Genomic DNA, 23,005 nt, shown 5'->3' with positions numbered 1-23,005 from the left:
TCACTTTCGTGGGTAATTTTTATATACTCGCACACATTCGAGTGTTACTGTTCAGTTTTCAAGGAACTTGTTTTTTGTTGCGCCGTGTTTCAGCGGCGACTTTTATATCTTATCAAGCCCAAATCATTTTGTCAACAACTTTTTTGTTGTTTTTTTGATTCGTCATTCTGCATTTGACGACAACTTAAATATTATATCAATGTCGAAACATCAATACAACACTTCGTCGTTGTCACAGCAGCGAAATTAAATTTATCACACTTTAAACCTAAAAGTCAACAAAAAAATGACCGCTTTTTTCACGGTCATTTTTTTAGCTGATACTCGTCTTGAACTTTTTGCTTCCCATCTACTTTGTTTGGTTTAGCCGCTTACGTGCTTCCTCTAGTTGTTCAGTCGATTCAGCTACCGCCCGATGGTTTTCGCTCGTCTGCGCCTGCGCAACTGCCCGCTCCGCCTGTTCGATTGCGTTCTCAGCGCCTATATAAGCCTGCTCCGTCGGATGGGACTGCACCTGTGCGGTTGCGTTTTTTGCACTTTTGACTGCATCTTGTGCCTGAGAAATCGGATTTTGCATCTGCGTAGTTGATTGCTGGTCACGCATAATTGTCTCCTCCTGCTCATACCTTCATCCTTCTTAATATGAGTTGAAACAATCTGGGTTATACGTGTGATGCTTGGCCGTACATCTCCTTGTCCTTGCTTCGCACTTTTTATCCCAGGGCAACGAACCATCAGTGAGTAAGGAATTTACCCGCCGACGCTGCAATAACCAATAAATCGGTAAACCCGCCAGCGTAATACCGATTGCCAACAAGCTATCCTGTGGATTATCAAAAACAGTACTTACACAACGAAACCTGCTCCAACGATCGCTAAAATCGGGATAAACGGATACAGCAGTACGCTGTATTCCTTTATTTCGTTTTCATAAAATAAATACAGCAAAATTTCAATTTCCGAAAGGCGATCTGAGTTGCTAATAATCATCATAATAAGCGTAAATACTATTTGCAGAGCTATGGCATATATCGCCATGCTGACTAAAAGTACACGTCTATCATACGACCACCTTCTTGATAGTTATTTTTTTGTCAATTTGAATTATTTACATGCAAATATATTTTCAGCTAAAAGTTCTATATAAATACTTGATTTCCTATTTTTAATCTTGTGTATAAACTTTACAATTAAAATATTATTAAAATTAACATATGAGAAAAGACACTCACAGAGGACAAAAAAAGAAAAAACTCTGGCTATTTACATTCTATTTAATGTGGAATAAAATACTAGTTAGTTATCCGAATAACTTAGTAAAAGGAGTGAAAAAATATGGCAAAACCGAATATTGTCTCTAAACAGGAACTGCTTGCTTCCGCAAAAAAGTGCCTTGCAGAACACGGAATAGAAAAGCTGACACTCAAAGCTGTTGCAGCAGGAGCTGGCGTAACTCAGGGAACGGTATATTATCATTTTCGTACCAAAGAACAGCTTATGCTTAGTCTTGTCGAAGATGTATGTACATCGTCATGGAGACAAGTGGAATCTGATACAAAACCGGGTCCAAAGAAACTGAAGGACGCACTCCATGCAGCCCGGGAGCGCTGTACGTCCGATTCTTTTTACCACCGGCTTTTCTTTTCTCTAATGGTCTATAGCTTTCAACATGAAGAAATGAAAAAACAGCTACATGATTTGCTTTCGTTCGAGAATAAAGCATTATCCGAACAATTCGCTTCCATATTCAATACTTCACCTGTAGAGGGCATCTCATTCGAGACATGGGGCATTCTGGTTAACGCGATGATTGACGGATTGGCTGTCCAGGCATTGCTGTCCGATTCTTTTCCGGCTGACCGAGTATACGGCGAATTAGAGACACTGCTTACGCACGGGATGACTAACGATAAATAAATCGAAGGAGTAGATATAGGAAATGAACAAACTTTCTTTTACTGTGCTATGTGCCCTGTTTGTATGGGCCGGAGCTACATTGTTTTTCTTCCTGTTCGGTCATCGGGTACTCGTCGAACCTGCTTCGGGTCATTACTGGCTTACGCTGCTTCTCCTGGAAATCGGTACTGCTGTGCTTCTGTATGTAGTTACCTTACTCTATATACGATTCGATAGAAAGCCTAACGCCGCAATCAAGTTTGCCGTCTGCGGTACGGCAGTCGGGCTGTTTCTCGATACATTCTCCGTCTCATATCATTCTTCCGTATTCGCCAACCTTTCCGAAGGCCAGGTTATTGCTTTTACAGCCTGGATGTCCTGCGCATACGCTTTATATATTACCATCCCCCTGCTTGTTCATTATAGCAAGGGAATAAAAAATGAACGAAAATCATTTCTTTGATTGTTTCCGTAACACGAATATGGTACGGTAGTAAAAGACATAGTCGTTTAGCCTGTAAGCCTTAAGCTTTCTGTGCGAAACGCCGTGTCTTTTTTATTTGAACGTTTCTTCTTTCTTGCATAGAATACGTTTATTTTTTGCGAAAATCATAAGGGAGGTAAGCAATGGAACAAACAGTGTCTTATATCCAGGCAAAAGATGGCGCGCTTTGGCTTACGGAAGATGAGCGGGAGAATTTAAAAATAAGCTACCGCATTAAAGAAATCGTCCATTCAGAAGTATCGCCTTTCCAACATGTAACGATTCTAGACTCGTATGACTTCGGCCGTATGCTTGTGCTCGATGGTGTTGTGCAAACCACTTCTATGGATGGATTTATCTATAATGAGATGATTTCCCACATCCCGCTACGCTTCCACCCTAACCCGAAGCGTGTCTTAATCATTGGTGGAGGAGATTGTGGCGCCGCGCGTGAAGTGGCCAAATATGAGAATGTCGAACAAATCGATATGGTGGAACTTGATGAGACAGTCGTTAGACTATGTAAAGAACACCTTCCGGAAGTGTCGGGCAACCTGTCCGATCCCCGTGTACGCTTCATCTATAATGATGGAGTTGCTTATGTTAAAGACTATGAAAACTACTATGACATCATTATCGTAGATTCTTCCGATCCCGTCGGACCGGCAGAGCAGCTTTTCGAACTGGACTTCTACCGCAATTTGCACCGCGCCTTGAAAGAGGATGGCATTATGGTATGTCAAAGTCAATCACCGGTCTTTCATGCTGATATTATGGGACAATCACACCAACACATTCAAAGCCTTTTCCCGGTTACGAAGGTGTATACCGCAGTAGTCCCGACGTATCCGGGCGGCATGTGGAGCTTTACGATGGGCTCGAAAAGGTACGATAAGCCAGTAGAAAGCCAACCTTCCGGAATGGAAACAAAGTATGTGAACGAAAACATTGTGGAAGCTTGTTTCCAGCTTCCGGAGTTTATGATTCAAAAATTACGGATCTAGCTTTTCGCTAGGTCCGTAATTTTTTATTGTGCTTTTTTCTATGACCTAGTAGAATAGTAATGTTTTACTAACAAGTAAGCCGCGGTTCGAGATCTCCCGCGTCACCAAAACTAGGGGGCATTGTATTTATATGTATAATTTTTATTTTGGCATGGTATTTGTGCTGGTGAACTTTCTGCTGTTCCTGGCCTGCTACCGTCTCTTCGGCAAGCTCGGCTTATATGCCTGGGTAGGCGTCGCCACGGTACTGGCTAATATTCAGGTCGTGAAAACCATCGAAATGTTTGGCTTTGTTATGACGCTCGGCAACACGATGTATGGTACAATTTATTTAACCAGTGACCTTTTAAACGAAAAGTACGGGGAAAAAGACGCGAAAAAAGCCGTTTGGTTCGGATTTTTCACTCTCATTATGACGACGATTATTATGCAGATGGTTCTATTGTTCCAGCCACATGAGGGCGACATTGCACAAGGAGCTATGGAGAAATTATTCGGACTTATGCCCCGCTTGGCATTGGCTAGTCTGGCTGCCTACTTCATCAGTCAATTTCTAGATGTAAAAATCTATACATTCCTAAAAAAGAAGTTTCCAAAGCGGGAGCAGCTTTGGATACGGAACAATGGCAGTACCATTCTCAGCCAGTTGGTCGACTCTCTTATCTTTTGTACAATCGCGTTTGCGGGTGTGTATCCGTTCGATGTATGGCTTGATATTTTTATTACTACGTATCTGATTAAATTCGTTATCTCACTTCTGTCCACTCCGGCTCTCTACGCGGCCCGGAGCTTCAAGATAAATTGATTAAACAAAAAACGAGGCAGCATGAACAGTGAATCCCTGTATGAACGGGATGTGTTCGGCTCCTCGTTTTTCTTGTTTAACGGGAATGCTCCAGTCTTCTTGCAACGATTGAGAGAGCATAGTTAATCACAAAATACATAATAGCAATTAACAAGAGCACAGGAATAATATACGTTGATTTCGAATTATAAATAACCTGTCCATTATGCATCAGTTCCGGAAGCGAGATGATAATAGCTAATGATGTATCCTTCAAGAGAGAAATAAACTGGCTCACAATCGGTGGAACCATCCGTCGTAGCGCTTGCGGCAGGATAATATAGCGCAGCGTCTGCGCATAGTTCAAGCCAGAGGCACGCGCCGCTTCAATCTGCCCCTTATCCACAGACATGAGACCGCTACGAATGATCTCGGAAATCATCGCGGATTCAAAAATCGTGAGCGCAGCTATCGCCGCGCTGAATATTTCCAGCTTAATTCCGACATCGCGCAGTGCAAAAAAAACGAAGAAAATAATCAGCAGCAAGGGCAAATTCCGGATCATTTCCACCCATAAAAACACGAGTTGTGACAGAATAGGAATTTTCATATATCGAACAATCGCAAATACAATCGCGATGATAAATGAAAGAACAATCGATATCGCAGCCACCTCAAGCGTCACAAGGAACCCTTCAAGCAAATATCTTACATTCGGCCAACTGTATGCGCCGGCAAAATCCATCTACCTCACTCCTTTCTTCTACCGTTTGGCTTATGCATGCTTTAGACGGCGCTCCAGCCAGTTCACTAATATCGAAAGCGGTACGGTAATCGTCAGATAAAAAACCGCCACTAGAATATATGTTTCGAATGTTTTGAATGTATTCGTTGAGATAATATCGGCATGGTACATGAGATCCATACCAGCGATAACGCCCAAAAGGGATGAATTTTTCACGAGGTTAATGAACTGATTGCCTAGCGGCGGAATGACAATTTTGAACGCTTGCGGCAGAACAACGTAACGCATTGCCTGGATATAGGTCAAGCCTGACGCACGGGCTGCTTCCATCTGTCCTTTCGGAATGGAATTAATGCCTGCCCGAATCGCTTCTGAAATAAATGCGGCCGTATATACCGTCAGACCGAGCGTTCCTGCAATAAAGGCACTGAGTTGAATGCCCAACGATGGAAGTCCAAAGTAAAAGAAAAAGATTTGAATCAACAAGGGAGTATTCCTAATGAACTCAATGTACGCCCGTCCAATAATAACGAGCGTACGAAACGGGGAAATGCAGAAGATGGCGATTACCGTCCCAAGCAGCAGGCTGGCAATGAGAGAGATTACACTAATCTGTAATGTAGTAATTAGACCGCCAATGTATTCACCATTGTATTCAGACCAGATGTCAAGTATATTCTGCAACATAAGTTCTCACATCCCTTCTTTCGGACGAGAAAAAGGGCCTGCGGCCACTTCGCCGTCAGGCCCCTGCCTTCTCTATTTTTTCTCTGGTTTCTCACCAAACCAGTTTTCGTAAATCTTGTCATACTCACCGGAAGACTTCATCCCGGAAAGCGTTTCGTTAACGACTTTCAGCATCTCAGCATCGCCTTTACGAATAGCAATACCGTAAGGCTCATCTGTAAACAGACCGCCCACCAGCTTGAAGTTCGAATCTTCCTTCTGCATACCGAGTAAGATGGAATTATCTGTCGTCAACGCATCACCTTTTTTGGATTTAAGCGCTGTAAATGCTTCAGCATAATTCTCGTACTCAGCAACCTTTGCTTCTGGGGCCTTCTCACGAATTTGCTTCGCTGAGGTCGATCCTTTTACTGCAATAACGGTTTTACCATTCAGATCTTGTATACCCGTAATCGCAGAACTATTCGGTACAAGCAAGGACTGTCCGGCTTCAAAATATACGTCGGAGAAGTCGACTTCTTTTTTGCGCTCTTCCGTAATCGTCATCGTGGCGATAATGGCATCAATATCTCCATTTTTCAGCATTGGAATCCGGGTTTTTGATGTTACTTCCTTTAGTTCAATTTTTGTATCATCACCCATGATTTTCTTTGCGATTGCTTTCGCGATATCAATATCAAAGCCTTTTACCTGACCGTCCGCCGGATCTTTCTTACCGAACAGATTTGTGTCGTATTTTACGCCTATAATCAGCTTACCGCGCTCTTTCGCTGCAGCTACTGCACTTTTTTCAGCGCTTCCGCCGGCCGGTGCATTCGCATCTGCTGGCTTATCTGTTTCCTTACTGCCACAGGCTGCAAGCATAACCGACATCACTAGCATAAATACCAGACTGAGAACGGATACTTTCCTCTTCACCTTATAGACCCCCTTTTATCATTACATAAATTAATGGTTCAACAGACGGCTTAAGAAGGAACGTGCTCTCTCTTCCTTCGGATTCTCGAAGAATGCCTTCGGTTCGTTCTCTTCTACGACCTGCCCGTGATCCATAAAAACTACACGGTCTGCTACTTCCTTGGCGAATCCCATCTCATGAGTGACGACAACCATTGTCATCCCTTCACTCGCCAGACTCTTCATGACTTCCAGTACTTCTCCGATCATCTCAGGATCAAGTGCAGACGTCGGTTCATCAAACAGCATAATCTTCGGCTGCATCGCCAGTCCACGTGCGATAGCTACACGCTGCTGTTGTCCTCCAGAAAGCTCGTTCGGATAAGCATCAGCCTTATGTGCCAAGCCGACTTTCTCCAGATAATGGCGCGCAGTCTTCTGGGCCTCCTCACGCGTTGTTTTACGCACCTTCGTGGGAGCCAGTGTGATGTTCTCCAGTACCGTCATGTGCGGATACAGGTTGAAATGCTGAAACACCATGCCAATCTCCTGTCGCAAAACATTCAAGTTCGTCTTCCGATCATGAACGTTTATGTTATCGACAATCAATTCGCCGCTTGAAATCTTCTCCAGATGATTAATGCAGCGAAGCAGTGTCGACTTACCAGAGCCCGAGGGTCCTATAATGACCACGACTTCTCCTTCGGAAATCGTCAGATTGATGTTTTGCAGCACATGAAAATTGCCATAGTATTTGTCTACTTGGCGAAACTCAATCACTATGTACCTCCGTAAAAACTTGGTTTTATTGGGCTTTACTGCATCCATCATACTATAATTTATAGATAATTGTAAATATTTTATTAAAAACAAATATTCCGCCTATAATTACTGTGCCAAAAGAAAAAATTAAGATAACGATACTTATACTTTCGATTGCTGTTATGCCTGTACATGTGTTCAAACAGTTGTATATAACTTATGTATATTTCTTTGTGCAAAAGACATGCAGGTTGCAACATAAAAAAACCAATCTTTCTGCAATTAGCAGCAAGACTGGTTTTTCCACGCTATGCTTTAATCGATTCTTGCCCGTTTTTGTGCTTTACCGAGCAAGAAATCGGCAAAAATCGCTATGAGCGCCGCAAGAATGGCGCTTACGTAAATTTTAACAGGATCACGCAAATTAATTCCTGAATAAATCTCTTTGCCAAGTCCCTCTCCCCCTATGAAAGGGGCAAGAGTAGCAACACCTATCGCAATAACAGCCGCAATGCGAATCCCTGACAGGATAAACGATAGCGACAGTGGGATTTGTACTTTTGCCAGCAGTTGAAATGCCGTCATCCCAACACCTCTTCCTGCCTCTGTTATACTTTTATCTACTTCTTTAAGTCCCACATATGTATTGCGGATAATTGGTAAAAGAGAGTAAAGAAACAGCCCAATAACGACGGAGGTAAAGCCGATGCCGAAGAAAACCATCAGTAAAGCCAGCAGGGCTAGGCTTGGAAATACTTGAATCACATTAGCCAGCGCCAGAATGGCGCTTCCCGTTTTTTCACTTCTCGCAGCAAGAATGCCAAGGGGTATCCCAACAACGAGTGCTAGCAGTAGACCGCACACAACCATTCCGATATGCTCCATGATCAGAAGAAGCAGCGTACTCCAGTTGTTCTGCAGATATTTTAGAATTTCACTGAAAATATTTCCGCTCATGATTTCACCTCTATTTTAAAAGCCCCTGCTGCTTCAGGTATTCTTCTGCAACAGCTTGAGGGTCTTTTTTCTCAAGGTCCACTTTCGCATTAAGGGTCCGAATCGTATCGAGATCGATTTTGCCCTGCAACGGCTTCACAGCTCGCTCTATTTCTGGATATTGTTTTAGCGCTTCATTCAGCATAATAGTCGAAGCTAGGTATGGTGGAAAAAATTTTCGGTCATCCTCCAGCGTCACAAGGTTAAATTCTTTAATGCGCGGGTCGGATGAATAGGCGAGCACAATGTCCACATCTTTGCTTTCGACAGCCGTATAGACAAGGTTAATCTCCATCGGATATACCTGTCCGAATGAAAGCCCATACGTTTTGGTAAAAGCTTTATAGCCGTCATTTTTTCTCTCTAGCCACGAAGTGTCTACTCCCAGCTTCATATTCTGTGCAAGGCTCTGAAGGTCTGAAATTTTCTTTAGATTATACTTTTCCGCGACATCCTTTCTTACTGTGAACGCATATGTATTCTCAAACCCCAGCGGGTCCATCCACATAATGCCGTGATATTTATTAAACCCCTGTTTGGCCTGAGCTAATGTTTTTTTCGGATCTTTCGTCGGCTCGACCGGAAACCATCCATTATAAATCTCACCTGTATATACTGTCCCCATCTGTATTTCATTTTCCTTCATTGCATTAATAATAAACGGAGTGGAAAGCAGGTCTGTTTTCACTTTTACGTTGATGTCAGACTGATCCTCAATCAAATATTTATACATATAGCCAAGTATCTTTGTTTCTGTGAACGTCTGTGTCCCAACAATGATGGTTCTTCCACCTGTACATCCCGCCAACAGCAGAAGTACGGACAGTAAGACAGCTAACAGCGTTATTTTTTTCATGCAATAAAAACCCCCGATTTAAGCGAAATTCTGCTTGGAATTCTCCCGTTTCGTCAGCTTCTTTTCAAACAGCGATAGTACGAAGTCAACCGCCAATGCTAATACCATCGCTAAAACGGCAGATGCAAAAATCAGCGGTTTATCATATACGGATAGTCCACCGACGATTAATTCCCCCAAACCGCCAGCTCCGATAACGGTAGCCAGCGTCGCCCAGCTAATAATATACACCGTGGTCAGGCGTATTCCCGACATAATATACCGGATTGCTAAAGGCAATTCGATTTTAAACAATCTCTGGCTTGAGCTGTATCCAACCGCTTTTGCCGCCTCTATAATACCCGGATCAATCGATTGAAACCCGGAATACGTATTTTGCAGAATCGGCATCAAAGAATATAAAAATAGGGCAAGAATCGCCGGTGTCGTACCGATCCCCAACAGAGGAATAAGAATGGCAAGCAGCGCCAAACTGGGAATGGTCTGAAAGATGTTCGCAATCGTAAATGATAGAGAACGAACCCATCCGATAGATGTTTTAGCTAAAAATGTTCCCAATGGAATGGCGACCAGACAGCCCAACAAAACCGCGCTCGCAGAAAGAATAATATGCTCGATTAAAGCGCTATAGAGATCGTGCCACCGCTCGACAAAAACTTGTGCATACTTCTCCATTCATTACACCCCGATTCCGTTCGCGGGATAAATATCCGACATATGACCAACAAGGCTTCCCCGCGTTACCAAACCCAGCAGCGTATTGTTTTCGCTTACGACTGGTACATAAGCCAACTTGTGCTCGCCGACGATGTCGATGACTTGCGTTAGCAAAGTGTTCGGCGTTACCGTATGGGTAAACGGCTTAACAATATCGCCAACCCGCTTGTTCTCATCCTTGAATTGATTCAATACATCATAAATCGTAATATAGCCTAGTAACTCATCGTCCTCGTTTACGACGATGAGCGAATCAACTTTTCTGCTCTCCATAATCTTAATTGAAGCAGCAAGCCCACGAGTTGGATAAGCTGTTACGGCTTTGCGGATCATGACTTCTTCTGCGGTCGGTATTTCCTGAATCTGCTTAAGTCGCTTAGCACCGATGAATTCCTTAACAAAATCGTTGGCAGGATGCCGTAAAATTTCCTCAGGTGTGCCCTGCTGCACGACGGCCCCATCCTTCATCAATACAATTTTATCCGCGATTTTCAAAGCTTCATCCATGTCGTGCGTGACGAAAATAATCGTCTTTTTAATGTCCTTTTGCAGTCGGATAAGCTCATCCTGTAATTGTTCGCGGCTAATCGGATCGAGGGCGCTAAACGGCTCATCCATCAAGATAACGGAAGGCTCTGCCGCCAGTGCGCGGGCAACCCCTATACGCTGCTGTTGGCCGCCACTCAATTCCGAAGGATAGCGGCCACGGTACGTTTCGGGGTCCAGGCCAACGACGTTTAACAATTCATCCACCCGTTTAGCGATACGCTCCTCTTCCCAATTGAGCAGCCTTGGAACAACTGCAATATTATCTGCAATGTTCATATGCGGGAAGAGACCTACACTTTGAATGACATATCCGATTCCCCGTCTCAGCTCCACAGGATCGACATCAGAAATATCTTTTCCATTCACGTATACCTTTCCTGTGGAGGGTTGAATCAATCGATTAATTAACTTCATTGTAGTCGTTTTTCCGCAACCACTCGGACCGATGAACACTGTAATTTCGCCATTGTTGCACTCTAAATTCACTTCTTTTAATGCAACATACCCATCTGGGTACTTTTTTTGTACGTTTTCCAGCTTAATCATAGGTTTGAATCACCTTCTCCTCATCTATGTACATCCATCTTCTTAAAATGTTCTTTCTTGCCTCGTTCCACAACAAAAAGGTCACATGCAGAATGCAATACCGGCTTATGTATGGGAAAGAAGGAGTACATATAATATTTGCCATCTTCTAAGGTTTTACGCCCTCTATTGAGTAAGACAATATGACATGACCTAAACTATGGCAGTTCCTTACCATTCATATTTGTATTTACCACTACAAAATAAATAGGTATACCTTTATCCGCTTACGAACTTTACATAACACTATCTCATTGGGAATAGAAGGCATGGGGAAGACGCTTGCCTTCTGCATTGTTATGGAAGGTGAAAAGCGATATTTCTCCTGTATATGTTCCTTCCACGTTTTTCTCTTTTTAAAACTTGAATCTATTTCCATATCCATAAGAAAAACTCGCGGGCACATGCTCGCGAGTTTTTCAAACAATTCATATTGAAAACGACTGCAACCTGGAGTCTTCCTTACCTTTTAACTTACCTCCTTAAAAAATGATGTGCCTGTAATCGTTTGTACTGAAGTTTGTTTCAAGAATTCGGCTACGGCCTCTATATCCTTGGAGAATATCCTATCTTCCTTGAGTGGTGCTGTAATTTTACGAGCCTGTACGTGGAATTGTTTTGTTTTGGATGCCATTTTCTCAACCCCCTGATATTCTGCAGACTGAAGTGCACAAATAAGTTCGATGGACAGCACTCTTCGACAGTTCTGTACAATCTGGTGTGCATGACGGGCCCCGATGGTTCCCATACTGACGTGGTCTTCCTGGTTAGCGGAAGATGGAATCGAGTCGACGCTGGCCGGATGCGCGAGTGTTTTATTCTCGGAAACGAGCGAAGCCGCGCAATATTGCAAAATCATAGCTCCGGACTGAAGCCCAGGCTGCGGGCTCAGAAAAGCAGGTAAGCCGCTTAACTGTGGATTTACCATACGCTCAATTCGCCGCTCCGAGATGTTGGCCAGCTCCGCTACTGCGATCTTGAGAAAATCCATCGCAAGCGCAATCGGCTGACCGTGAAAATTGCCACCAGAAATCACTTTATCTCCCTCATCAAAAATAAGCGGGTTATCAGTCGCTGCGTTCATCTCAATCTCCAGCTTCTCTTTCACATAGCCGAGCGCCTGCCAGGAAGCTCCATGCACCTGCGGAATGCAACGCAGTGAATACGCGTCCTGTACACGAAGCTGCCCTTGTCTTGTAGTAAGTCGGCTATCCGCCAAATAGCCGCGCATCCGCTCTGCCACTGCGACCTGCTCCGGATAGCCACGTGCAATATGCACTTCTTCTGTAAATGCATCCGTAATACCACGCAACCCTTCCATCGTCACGGCAGCGATTAATTCGGCCTGGTACGCAAGCTGCTCTGCCTCTAGGTAGGTAACCGTACCCATTGCAGTCATTGCTTGCGTACCGTTAATAAGCGCCAACCCTTCCTTTGCCGTCAATGTAAGCGGCTGGATATTTTCTGCCCGTAGCGCGCTCAGCGCAGGAACAGTTTGCCCTTTATAGAACACTTCCCCTTCGCCAACCAGAGCAAGCGCCAGATGAGATAAAGGCGCCAGATCCCCGCTGGCACCAAGTGATCCCTGCTCGGGAATGACCGGATGAATGCGATGGTTCACAAATGCCAGCAGGCAATCGATGACGTCCCGTCGTACGCCGGAGTATCCCTTAAGCAGTGCATTCGCCCGGAGTAGAAGCATCGCCCGCGATACCGATTCGGGAAACGGCTGACCAACACCACATGCGTGACTGCGAATTAAATTCAATTGCAGCTTCTCTACATCTTTTTGATCAATTAAAACATCGCTTAATTTGCCGAATCCGGTGTTGATGCCATACACGACTTTATTTTCTGTTACGATTTTCTCTACGGCACGCCGACTCGCTTCCACACGCTCCAAACTTTCCGCCGAAGCCTCTACCGGCTCGTAATCATATAGCACACTTCGAACTTGTGCTAACGTTAATGAATGTCCATTTAATTTGATCATATACTCCACTCTCCTTTTTCAGGCAAACAAAAAGGGAGCTACACATGCTTAAATAAAACGGTCCAAACCGCCTTTTTAAGCGATATGTAGCCCCCTGTCATCTGTTTACTATGGGCTCATTATCCTTACGATATTCAAATATGATTAATGCCTAATCCTAGCGTCTCGTGTTCGAGGCCGCGCACCGGTGCACCGATGGTTCCATACAGCGCTACGGCGATCCATTCACCCTCACGTTCATTATCATACGGTTTTCCGCGTATGATGGCGAAATTGAGTCCGACCGTACGCAGCACGGTGCCAAGCTGTACCTGGCCGCGCGTTACACCCTGCATCGCTTCAATAATCGCGTGATACAGCGCGTGCGTCTCCCGGTAAAACGATCCATCGATAATCTGCTCTTTCTTGGCAGCAGTTTCAATGGCCGCGACAACCTTATGAGCGTCCATGGAGCCTACTTTCCCTTTGCAGAACTGATAACCTGACTTCTCTGCTAGTGCAAAAGGAAATGATTCTCCTTCAACCTCTTCTTCAAACAACGCCAGCTGCATCGCCAGTTTGCCGATGCGGTGTTCAATACGTAAAGACACGCTCTACCACTCGCTATCTGTCCCTGACTTCTGTTGTACTTCTATTACCAATATATAAATGAGTCAGAAAATAGTCAACATTTTTCTTTACTTTTTCGGCGGCTTAATATGGGTGATCAATTCCGTTAAAAGTATGGTGAAAGTGTGCAGATGCTCTTCCATCCTTCCAGGAAATTCTGCTTGAATGAACGAAAGGTTATCTTTTTGTGGATCATGCCAGATAGCGCCATGCTTCTCCGTCTGAGTATACCCATCCTTGTCGCCAAGCGCCCAGTTTGTCGCTTCAAAATAGCCAAAAGGAATGCCTAACTCCTGAAAAGGTGCGTGATCACTCCAGTCACCTGTAGTCCCCTTCGGGTACTCGGGATTGTTTCCCGGATTCGTCTCTACATTCAATTTCTTCTTCTTTGCAATATCCAGTGCCTGTTCTCTCACCCAGCCAGTTTTACCTTCATTCCCATATACATACATCTTGTCCCCGGCAATTAGGCTGTCCAGGTTAATCATAGCCACCGTATTTTTGATTTCCTCCGGCTTCATTTGCGACGCATAATACTCTGAACCTTTTTTTCCAATCTCCTCGGCACCGAAGAAAATGAACGTAACGGTATAAGGTGTTTTTTTATCCTGTAGCTGTTTCGCCACTTCAAGCAGCACGCCTACGCTTGAACCATTATCATCTATCCCCTGTACGCCTTTCACAGTGTCATAGTGGGCCCCTACAATCAATTGTTTGGAGGATTTTCCCGGTTTTACAGCTATTACATTCTGCGAAGAAATCTCTTCTTGGGCTCTGTTCTTTGTAACAAAAGGCTGCAATGTAGGTTGTAAGCCAACCTTTTTCAATTCTTCTACGATATATTGCGCAGCCTTCTTCTCATCCTCTGTTCCTGCTACACGATCCCCAAGGCTTTCGGCCAGTCTAGTGACATGTTCAGCCGCAACGCTCCCCGCCTCCGTCCTTGGTTTTGCTGCAGCCAGGGAAACAAATGACGTAAACATCAACACTAGACAACATACAATTGCAATCCATTTTTTCTTCATTCCGTTTTCTCCTTTTCTTGACATGCAATTCTATTATATTTTTCTTCTAAATATTTTGTAAACAGTAGTTTGTTACAAAAAATAGGACCTACCGTAAAAATATGGTAGGTCCTATTACATATTATTGACTTAATTCAATTTTAGCCCCGTCGGACAACAGAGCAACATTGCTGGTGATAACGCGAGTTCCTTTTTTCAAGCCGCTCGTTACTAGCGCCTCTGCGCCTCGTTCACCGCTTGTTTTCACTTCTACACGTTTTGCTTTGTCACCTTCAAGAACATAAACATATGTTTTGTCTTTTTCTTTTACAATCGCTGAAGATGGGATTACGATGCCACGTCGTGCATCAGGTGCAAGGATGCGCACCTCCGCCAGCATACCGGATTTTAATTTCAGATCCGGATTTGCTACGGTGATTTGTACCGGATATCCTTTTCCTTTTTCATCAAGCGGGCTGATGTTTTTTACTGTTCCGGTCGTTACATAATCGAAGGCAGACGCTTTGACCTGTACTTGACTGCCCGGCTGCACATTATTAACCTGATCCGCAGGCAGATACGTTAGCATAGTCACAGTGTCCAGGTTTGCTACAACCAATACCGGGGACTGCATGGATACCATTTCGCCGATTTCTGCATTTTTAGCCCCAACAATACCGTTAATCGGCGAGACGACTGTCGCGTCCGATAGTGTGTCACGCGCGATATTCGCTCCTACCTGCGCCTGCTTCAACGCCTGACGACTTGCTTCAATACCAGCCGTATTCTGTGCCACTCCGACTTGTTTCTGTGCATTCTCATAGCCACCATTCGCATTCTGGTAGCTGGCTGATGCATTGTCATACGCTTTCTGTGCTGTCGCGAGCGATTTTTTCGCTGCTGCCACTTTCTCCTGTGCATTCGTACGGGCAATCTCTGCACTGCGGTAGGCCGCCTGAGCATTTACTAGAGCTGTTTCCGCCTGATCGAGCTGAACCTGTGATACCGCACCCTGCGCGAACAATTGCTTCATCCGATCATGATTTGTCGTAGCATCATTAAGCGCCTGCTTCGCTTTGTCAAAAGAAGTATTCACATCTTCTACTGCGTGTGTCGCCTGTTCAAGCGCACTGTTCGCCTGCGTGATAGCTCCTTGGGCTTGAATCATGCTATTTTTGGCCTGCAATACTCCGTTTTTCGACTGTACGGCACCACCAGTTGCCTGGACGATACCGGATTCCCGGGCCGCTTCTGCAGTCTGGATGCTTGCTTCTGCCGCTGAAACCGCCGCATCCGCTTTCGTAACAGCGTTCTTCAGGTCTTTATCCTCCAGCCGGAACAGAACCTGTCCTTTTTTCACTCGCGTACCGACTTCTACTGGAATGTCTATGATTTTCCCAGCCATTTTGGGCATAATATTTACTTTTTGATCCGGCATGACCGTTCCTGTATATACTTTACCGCCTAGCGCACCTTCTTGTGCCTGTGCTACTTTAACAGAAACCGGTGCGTCCGGTGTTGCTTCCTTGGCACTAGTAGTACAGCCTGAAAGCGCCACAGCCCCTAGCAATAAATACGCGATCGCTTTTGTCCGTTTCGCTTTTCTTCCCATAATTTCTCCCTTTCTTTCCTTTTAACTTCTAGCTCGCCTGTACTTCCGGCGCTTTCTTTCTCTTCTTAAACAACAATACGAGCGGAATTGTAATAAATAATGGTAGAGAGGAAATGAGGAACGTATCCGCGATTCCCCATGCCATTGCTTCCCGTTGAATAATACCGCCAAGCGAGGACATTGTACTCGTCCCGAGTATACTTTGGAAATACTGGACACTTGTCTCGCTTACCGATTCGGCAATATGCTGCGCATGTAATGTTGTTCTCTGCTGCATAAGCGCGGTCAGTACAGCAATCCCCATTGAAGATGCCACCTGTCTAATAAGATTGGACAGCGATGATGCATTTCCGACTTGCTGGGGCGCTACGGCATTCATCCCCGCGGTAGATAATGGCATCATACAGAGCCCAATACCGATTCCGCGTATCGCCAGTACGGTTTCCAGCCATGCAAACGGCGTATCGACCGTCAACCGATGAAGTTCATATGTCATAATGCTCATAAGGATTAGACCAATTAGCCCCAATGGAATGACGCCCACCTTATCGAATAAACGTCCGGCAATCGGCATCATGATAGCCATTGCAATCGCCTGTGGAATTAATATAATCCCTGTATCGATAGGTGAGACTCCCTGGATATTCTGAAGAAAAATAGGTGTTAAGAATACGCCGCCAAAAAGACCGATTGTTACAAGGCTTGCTGCAATAATGCTTAGCGTATAAGTAAAGTTCTTAAATAAGCTCAAATCGATAATCGGATCTTTCTTGCCTGTCTCTACCCATAGAAGAAAGACAAGTGACCAGAATGAAACAAAGAATAAAGCTACAATTTCAAATGACGTCCAGCCTTTCGACTGACCATTACTCAACGCGTAAAGTAATGTACCAGCCGAGGTAGCGGCCAGCAGAAATCCCCATGTATCAAATGCTTTTCCTTTGACTGTCTCCGTCTCCTTAAGCAGTACAGAAACAAGCACAATGGCCAACACCGCTACGGGAATATTGATAATGAACAAAAATCGCCAGTTAAATAGTTCGATTAAATAACCGCTTAGCGTTGGACCAACAGCGGGCGCTACCATCGCAGAGACACCCCATAAGCCTAAGGCCGTGCCGATTTGTTCGCGAGGCATAATCTTATAAATAATCGACATGCTAATCGGCATGATAACACCGCCGCCTAGCCCGGCGATAATACGGGCGATAATAAGCGATGTATCGCTCCAGGCCAGAGCACAGAACAATGTGCCTAAAGTAAACACACCAAGCGAGATAATGAAAAACTTTTTGTATCCAAGCCGATCTCCCATATATCCGCTAATCGGGATAATCACGCCGGAAGCTAGCATATAACCGGTCAATACCCACTGAATCCGATCCGTAGTAGAACCGAATACGTTAGTTAATTTCGGCAGCGCTACATTAATTAAACTATTATTCAAGATAGCAACAAACGCTCCGACAATGACGGCAATCAATGCAAGCCAGCGATACCCCGATGACTCAGCCGGGGGAGAGGTGGAAGCTGTTGTTGCACTCACGGCCATTCCTCCTCGCTAGGCAATATGGATTTTGACTTCGACGTTTGTGCCGGGAATCAATTCCACATCATCCGGTTTGTTGATGCTGATTTCAACTGGGATACGTTGTGTGACTTTATTGAAGTTCCCGCTGGTATTCGTTGCCGGGATAAGAGAAAATACAGCATTGGAAGCTGTACCTATCTTCCGTATTTTCCCGGTAATTGCTTTTCCATTCATCGTATCCAAAGTGATATCCACTACCTGACCAGGATGGATCTTAGCAATATCAGTTTCTTCAATATTAGCGGATACATACAGATGGTTCGTATCCATCATCATCGCTACCGCCTGGCTTGGGGAGCCTATTTCGTGTTGTTTCATATAAATTTTCATAATCATGCCATCAATTGGAGCACGCAGTATGGAACGGCTAACCATACTCGGGTCCATATTGGCCGGATCTTGTTCTGCAACTGCATCGTTTTTACGCAAAACATCCCCTTCTTCGACATGGATCTGTGTTATTTCCCCGGCAATTTGCGGCATAATTCGATATTGGTCACCCTGAATGCGCGCGTCTTCGCTTTTAACGTAATGTGCGCCTTGATACCAATAGTAATAACCGATGCCTCCTCCGCTAATAATCATTGCCGAAAGAAGAATCCATAGTAAGCTCTTTCGATTCATCCTTCTCCCTCTTTCTTTTTTACTTTTCTTTTCTAATATTTTGCATACAAAGCTTTTGCGAAAAATTTTTTATTTCTTTTTTTCATCTAATTTTTCTTTTAAATGTCCAGCCAGCAATTCCAGCGAGCGGACAATCGCATATACCTCCTCTTCTGTCATTCCGGAGAGTAGTCCGTCGAAATAGTTGTCTTGCAGAATAGGAACCTCCTTGCAAACTTCTTCGAACTTCCTATCGAAATTGACCCAGACGACACGACGGTCTTTCTCATCACGTACACGTCGTACATATCCGTTTTCTTCAAGTCGATCTACAATACCTGACACTGTGCTATTCGATAGTCCCAGCTGTTTGCTAATGTCGGACATACGCTGAGGCTCACGCTTGAGACAGCGAAGCACGAGCAACTGCGGACCTGTAATGTTAAAGGCGGCAAGCTCGCTGGTCAGTACTTCCAAGAACGACTGATGAATCTGTCGTATAAGAAGTCGAATTTGCTTGGATGGGTTCTGCATTTCATATTCCTTCCTATGATATTTCCGATCCAAATATTTCGCATACGAAATACCCATATAGATTATAGCAGTTGCACCAGATCTTACAAGTCCAAAGTTATAAATTTTTGCACATTCATATTATAAAATCGCATATAACAAACCTTTTTATCGGGTAAACAAGAGCAGATAGGACAAGAAAAAAGCCCTGTTTACACAGAGCTTTTCACTTCTCTTACGCTTTGTTTGTCAATGCCAGCATACGATCTGGATGGTTTGTGCAAATCTGCAGTTCCGGATGGAAACTTATCAAATTTCGGATATGCTCCGGATTATCTACCGTCCAGGCAATAACCGTATAACCTTCTTCAATCATCTCATGTACGAAGTCGGGAGTCAGATACGGATACGGGATAGAGAGAATCGTTGCACCCATTGCTGTAAGTTGCTCACGCAGCAGCCTGGACTTTCCTCCAAAAATCAACCCTTTTTTCAGTGTGGGCGCCAGTTCATGTACGCGTGCCACCGCATCATGGTCAAACGATGTGATGTACGCCTCATCCTCCATCCCATACCGCTGTATCAGATCTGCCACCTTTTCTTCCAGCCCAGGATACATGTCACCTGCGGTTTTCAGCTCGATATTTAGGAGAAGCTTGCCGCGCACCTCCTTCAGTACTTCTTCAAGCGACGGTATCTTCTCTCCCGCAAATGCTTCGTCAAACCATGAACCTGCATCAAATTGCTTGAGCTCTTCCAGCGTATAATCTTTTACCATACCGCTGCCTTTAACCGTTCTACCAAGCTCAAAATCGTGCATTAATACCGGTACACCGTCTTTTGATAATTGTACATCAATTTCCATTGCTTGAATTCCAGGATGCGTAAGTGCCAAGCGCACAGCCGCCATCGTGTTCTCCGGCGCCCTTCCGGACCATCCCCGGTGAGCCATACAAATATTCATTGCATCATCCTCCTCTGCACCTGAAACCGGAAAGTTACTTTACCTTCACGATTGTTCTTTATGCGTGTCTATCGTGTTTATTTCTTTAGGATTTTTTCGGCCTTCTTCTCGATAGCTGCCATCGCCTCGTCCGGCGTCGCTTGCCCGAGCATCGCACGCTGAAGTTCTGCCATAATAACTTCCTGTAATTCTTTATATCCCGGGGCCATTGGGCGGGCTTTTGCATATTCAAGCTGATCGATCGCTACTTTAAGATTCGGTCTTTCTTTATATACATCCTGCATTTGTTTGGATTCTACCGCTTCTGTCGTTGCCGGCATGTATCCGGAGGCGAGCGACCAATCCGCTGTCTGCGGTGTATCGGTCATCCATTTGATGAATTCCCATGCGGCCTTCTTTTCTTCATCGGAAGACTTGGCCAGCATAACCAGGTTTGCCCCCCCTGTCGGAGCTCCGTACGTCTTTCCTGCCGGCAGGAAAGCAGTGCCGACATTAAATTTCGCATTAGATTCAATCGCCTGCAAATCGCCTGTTGAAGTGAAAATCATAGCTACCTGTCCATTCAAGAAGTCTTGCTTCGCTACATCCCATGCATTGTACTTCTCACCTGGAGGGTTTTTCATAATTCCTTCCTTCACCATACTAGTCCAAAGCTTGAGTGGCGCTTTGCCCGCCTCATTGTTAATCGCCAATCGCTTGCCGTCCTCACTCAGAATGCTACCTCCATTCTGGAAGACAAGTGCTTCATAGAACCAGATATCGATCGGTGTGGAAAAACCATACGTTTTTGTTTTATCGCCTTCTTTTTTCGTCAGCTTACGTGAATACTCGATAAGCTCATCCCATGTTTTCGGACCGGCCGGATCAAGTCCTGCTTCTTTCAGTTTATCCTTATTCACATACAGAAGTGGAGTAGAACGGTTGAATGGCACGGCATACAGCTTATCTTTCCAATAAGAGTTGCCCATCAGGCCTGGTATGTATTTCGCCTCCATATCTTTTGCATAAGGCCCCAGATCTTCAAGCACCTTCGCATCGGCAAACGTACCGACAACCCCTGCCTCGACCATCGTAACATCAGGCTGGTTGCCAGCAGTCACGGCCGACAAAACTTTGGCATGGTTTTGATAGTAATCACCCTGATATGCCGGCTTTACGACAATATTTTTATGTGTTTCGTTGAACGCCTTTACCATTTCTTCAATCTTCTTACCGTTTTTACCTCCAAGTGCATACCAGAAATCGATTTCTACCGGTTTTCCGTCTCCTGCTCCAGCCGATTTGTCTCCTTCAGCAGCAGCACCCGTTTTGGAAGCAGATTGGCTTGAACAGCCTGTAATAAGCAACGACACGCTCAACAACAGCATCAGAAAAACACTAGCCCACCTTTTCATATCCGGTTTTCCTCCTTGAAATTTTTCTATGTTATTTGGATTGATACACAAACGCATTGATAATGTGCCGCTGCGCGAAGAAGAAGATAATAAGAATCGGAACGACGAGAATCATGTTACCAGCCATAATGACATGCCAGAGTGTATCCCCTTCCGTTGATTTCATCATCGCTACGCCGATCGGCAATGTACGAACCTGCTCATTGTTCGTCATAATAAGCGGCCAAAAATAATCATTCCAATGATAAATAAAGCTGAACAGACCAAATGTAACGAGTACCGGCTTAGCCATAGGCACCATGACTTTCCACATGATTTTCCATTCGCTTGCATTATCTAACCGTGCCGCCTCTATGACCTCATCCGGTACCTGCATGAACGCCTGGCGCAGCAGAAAAATTCCAAACGCGCTGGCACCATAAGGAAGAATGAGTGACCAGAGTGTATTTACGAGATTCCATTCGCTCATAAATACGTAAATCGGCAGGAAAATGACCTGAGGCGGTATCATCAATGCCACGAGCGTCAATCCGAATAACACATTACGCCCTTTAAACTTGTACCTCGCGAATGCATAGGCAGCAGGTACAGCTGTGAATAGTTGCAGGGCAAGAATGGACAAGGCTACAAGCAGGCTATTCACAAGATAAGTGAGGAATGGACCCGACTTCCAGGCAATAGCAAAGTTTTCGAATTGCCAGCTTTCCGGCAGAAACGTCGGGGGAAAACGAAATACTTCCGGTAGCGTCTTGAAAGCAGTCAAGGCCATCCATAAGAATGGGAAAACGAAAAGAAGCGCCACCACCAGCAAAAATAGCCATTCAATTGTTTTGAATACGTATAGGCGAAGCGAGTACACCGCATACTCTCCTTTCTTCCGGCGTTGGTTAACGGTAATGCACCCGCCGGGACATGAATGCGAAATGAACAAGCGTTAACAAGCCTACCAGGCCGAGTAGAACAACTGAGGCGGCGGAAGCAATGCCTCCGTTAAAAAAGTCCATGCCTTGTTCATAAATATAGTAGACAAGCATATTTGTACTATTTACCGGTCCCCCCTGCGTCATAATAGCAATCGTATCGAACACCTGGAACGAAGAAATCGTATTGATGACCAGCAGAAAAAAAATCGTCGGTGAAAGCATCGGCACCGTAATTTTGTACAATGTTTTAATGCGCGACGAACGATCCAATTCTGCCGCCTCATAAATATCGCGGGGTATGCTTTGCAGCCCTGCAATGAATACAATGGTGTTATAGCCAACTACTTTCCATACGCTAACCAATACGAGAGATAACAATGCGCTCTTCGTATCGCTCAGCCACGTATATGCAGGCAACCCCAAAGCCTCCAGGACCGCATTTAACAGACCATACTGCGGATCCATCATCCACATCCAGAGCATGGAGACAGATACGAGCGAGATAATATGCGGGCTGAAAATCGTGCCTTGAATAATCCCATATATTTTCGCTTTTCGATTCAGCCACAAGGCTAGCAAGAATGCGAGTCCAATTCCCAGAGCCACCGTCAGTACCGTAAACAATCCGGTATTTATCACGACCTGATGAAAGTCCTGTTCCTGAAATAAGTCCGTAAAGTTAGCGAATCCGACCCACTCTTTTTCTTCAAGATTCAGCAGTGACCAATCGTGGAAGCTTAAGTACATCACATACCCGATCGGATAGAAGAAAAACAGGGCAAAAAACAGGAGAGCGGGCGTTACATAAGCGTACGGTCTAATCATTTCCCAACGGCC

25 protein-coding genes are annotated in these 23,005 nt (G+C 44.8%); 4 read left to right on the top strand and 21 right to left on the bottom strand.

Annotated elements, in window-relative coordinates:
• Positions 1-349 precede the first annotated feature (349 nt).
• A complete protein-coding gene (locus AF333_RS26830) occupies positions 350-604 on the bottom strand; it encodes a hypothetical protein (RefSeq protein WP_043065375.1) in 255 nt (84 codons plus the stop codon).
• A 242-nt stretch (positions 605-846) separates the two neighbouring features.
• Positions 847-1,038: a hypothetical protein gene (locus tag AF333_RS26825; protein ID WP_043065374.1), complete on the bottom strand. Its 192-nt coding sequence runs from the start codon at positions 1,036-1,038 to the stop codon at positions 847-849.
• A 297-nt stretch (positions 1,039-1,335) separates the two neighbouring features.
• On the opposite strand from AF333_RS26825, the gene AF333_RS26820 reads away from it, so the two are divergent.
• From AF333_RS26820 to AF333_RS26805, 4 genes are all read left to right on the top strand, one after another.
• Complete coding sequence (locus AF333_RS26820) at positions 1,336-1,917, top strand: TetR/AcrR family transcriptional regulator (RefSeq protein ID WP_043065373.1); 582 nt, start codon at positions 1,336-1,338, stop codon at positions 1,915-1,917.
• Between the two features lie 22 nt (positions 1,918-1,939).
• Positions 1,940-2,359 (top strand): DUF5367 family protein, encoded by a 420-nt coding sequence (locus AF333_RS26815; protein WP_043065372.1) that lies wholly within the window; start codon positions 1,940-1,942, stop codon positions 2,357-2,359.
• Positions 2,360-2,523: 164 nt separating this feature from the next.
• Positions 2,524-3,384 (top strand): polyamine aminopropyltransferase, encoded by an 861-nt coding sequence (gene speE / locus AF333_RS26810; RefSeq protein ID WP_043065371.1) that lies wholly within the window; start codon positions 2,524-2,526, stop codon positions 3,382-3,384.
• Positions 3,385-3,514: 130 nt separating this feature from the next.
• Entirely contained in the window at positions 3,515-4,189 is a 675-nt protein-coding gene (locus AF333_RS26805; RefSeq protein WP_043065370.1) for a queuosine precursor transporter, read from the top strand.
• Positions 4,190-4,265: 76 nt separating this feature from the next.
• On the opposite strand, the gene AF333_RS26800 is transcribed toward AF333_RS26805, so the two are convergent.
• The 19 genes from AF333_RS26800 to AF333_RS26710 form a co-directional block, all read right to left on the bottom strand.
• On the bottom strand, positions 4,266-4,913 hold the full coding sequence (locus tag AF333_RS26800) for an amino acid ABC transporter permease (protein WP_043065369.1): 648 nt from the start codon (positions 4,911-4,913) through the stop codon (positions 4,266-4,268).
• A gap of 30 nt (positions 4,914-4,943) precedes the next feature.
• Positions 4,944-5,600: an amino acid ABC transporter permease gene (locus AF333_RS26795; RefSeq protein WP_043065368.1), complete on the bottom strand. Its 657-nt coding sequence runs from the start codon at positions 5,598-5,600 to the stop codon at positions 4,944-4,946.
• Positions 5,601-5,672: 72 nt separating this feature from the next.
• Entirely contained in the window at positions 5,673-6,482 is an 810-nt protein-coding gene (locus AF333_RS26790; RefSeq protein ID WP_043065380.1) for a transporter substrate-binding domain-containing protein, read from the bottom strand.
• Between the two features lie 66 nt (positions 6,483-6,548).
• Positions 6,549-7,328, bottom strand: coding sequence for an amino acid ABC transporter ATP-binding protein (locus tag AF333_RS26785; RefSeq protein WP_302847944.1), 780 nt, complete (start codon positions 7,326-7,328; stop codon positions 6,549-6,551).
• A 246-nt stretch (positions 7,329-7,574) separates the two neighbouring features.
• A complete protein-coding gene (locus AF333_RS26780) occupies positions 7,575-8,216 on the bottom strand; it encodes an ABC transporter permease (RefSeq protein ID WP_043065366.1) in 642 nt (213 codons plus the stop codon).
• Positions 8,217-8,226: 10 nt separating this feature from the next.
• Positions 8,227-9,111 carry a glycine betaine ABC transporter substrate-binding protein gene (locus AF333_RS26775; RefSeq protein ID WP_043065365.1) on the bottom strand — a complete coding sequence of 295 codons (885 nt, stop codon included), beginning with the start codon at positions 9,109-9,111 and terminating at the stop codon, positions 8,227-8,229.
• Positions 9,112-9,129: 18 nt separating this feature from the next.
• Positions 9,130-9,786, bottom strand: a complete 657-nt coding sequence (locus AF333_RS26770; protein WP_043065364.1) for an ABC transporter permease — start codon at positions 9,784-9,786, stop codon at positions 9,130-9,132.
• Positions 9,787-9,789: 3 nt separating this feature from the next.
• Complete coding sequence (locus tag AF333_RS26765) at positions 9,790-10,923, bottom strand: ABC transporter ATP-binding protein (protein ID WP_043065363.1); 1,134 nt, start codon at positions 10,921-10,923, stop codon at positions 9,790-9,792.
• Positions 10,924-11,431: 508 nt separating this feature from the next.
• On the bottom strand, positions 11,432-12,955 hold the full coding sequence (gene hutH, locus AF333_RS26760; protein ID WP_043065362.1) for a histidine ammonia-lyase: 1,524 nt from the start codon (positions 12,953-12,955) through the stop codon (positions 11,432-11,434).
• A gap of 134 nt (positions 12,956-13,089) precedes the next feature.
• The gene (gene hutP / locus AF333_RS26755; protein ID WP_043065361.1) at positions 13,090-13,545 is read right to left on the bottom strand and encodes a hut operon transcriptional regulator HutP; all 456 of its coding nucleotides are present in this window, start codon (positions 13,543-13,545) and stop codon (positions 13,090-13,092) included.
• An 87-nt stretch (positions 13,546-13,632) separates the two neighbouring features.
• A complete protein-coding gene (locus AF333_RS26750) occupies positions 13,633-14,589 on the bottom strand; it encodes a M20/M25/M40 family metallo-hydrolase (RefSeq protein ID WP_043065360.1) in 957 nt (318 codons plus the stop codon).
• Between the two features lie 121 nt (positions 14,590-14,710).
• Positions 14,711-16,180: an efflux RND transporter periplasmic adaptor subunit gene (locus AF333_RS26745; RefSeq protein ID WP_043065359.1), complete on the bottom strand. Its 1,470-nt coding sequence runs from the start codon at positions 16,178-16,180 to the stop codon at positions 14,711-14,713.
• A 28-nt stretch (positions 16,181-16,208) separates the two neighbouring features.
• Positions 16,209-17,732 (bottom strand): DHA2 family efflux MFS transporter permease subunit, encoded by a 1,524-nt coding sequence (locus AF333_RS26740; protein WP_407638698.1) that lies wholly within the window; start codon positions 17,730-17,732, stop codon positions 16,209-16,211.
• 9 nt (positions 17,733-17,741) lie between these two features.
• On the bottom strand, positions 17,742-18,395 hold the full coding sequence (locus AF333_RS26735) for an HlyD family secretion protein (protein WP_043065357.1): 654 nt from the start codon (positions 18,393-18,395) through the stop codon (positions 17,742-17,744).
• A gap of 69 nt (positions 18,396-18,464) precedes the next feature.
• Entirely contained in the window at positions 18,465-18,908 is a 444-nt protein-coding gene (locus AF333_RS26730) for a MarR family winged helix-turn-helix transcriptional regulator (RefSeq protein ID WP_043065356.1), read from the bottom strand.
• 214 nt (positions 18,909-19,122) lie between these two features.
• Positions 19,123-19,851 (bottom strand): glycerophosphodiester phosphodiesterase, encoded by a 729-nt coding sequence (locus AF333_RS26725; protein WP_043065355.1) that lies wholly within the window; start codon positions 19,849-19,851, stop codon positions 19,123-19,125.
• Between the two features lie 77 nt (positions 19,852-19,928).
• Positions 19,929-21,245 (bottom strand): ABC transporter substrate-binding protein, encoded by a 1,317-nt coding sequence (locus AF333_RS26720; RefSeq protein ID WP_043065354.1) that lies wholly within the window; start codon positions 21,243-21,245, stop codon positions 19,929-19,931.
• Between the two features lie 31 nt (positions 21,246-21,276).
• Positions 21,277-22,104, bottom strand: a complete 828-nt coding sequence (locus AF333_RS26715; protein ID WP_043065353.1) for a carbohydrate ABC transporter permease — start codon at positions 22,102-22,104, stop codon at positions 21,277-21,279.
• 28 nt (positions 22,105-22,132) lie between these two features.
• On the bottom strand, positions 22,133-22,993 hold the full coding sequence (locus AF333_RS26710; RefSeq protein ID WP_080787677.1) for a carbohydrate ABC transporter permease: 861 nt from the start codon (positions 22,991-22,993) through the stop codon (positions 22,133-22,135).
• Between the last annotated feature and the right edge of the window lie 12 nt (positions 22,994-23,005).

This window comes from Aneurinibacillus migulanus, from assembly GCF_001274715.1.
GTDB lineage: Bacteria > Bacillota > Bacilli > Aneurinibacillales > Aneurinibacillaceae > Aneurinibacillus > Aneurinibacillus migulanus.
Note: the sequence above shows the minus strand (reverse complement) of the source record. Positions and strands in the feature narration are given on the sequence as shown.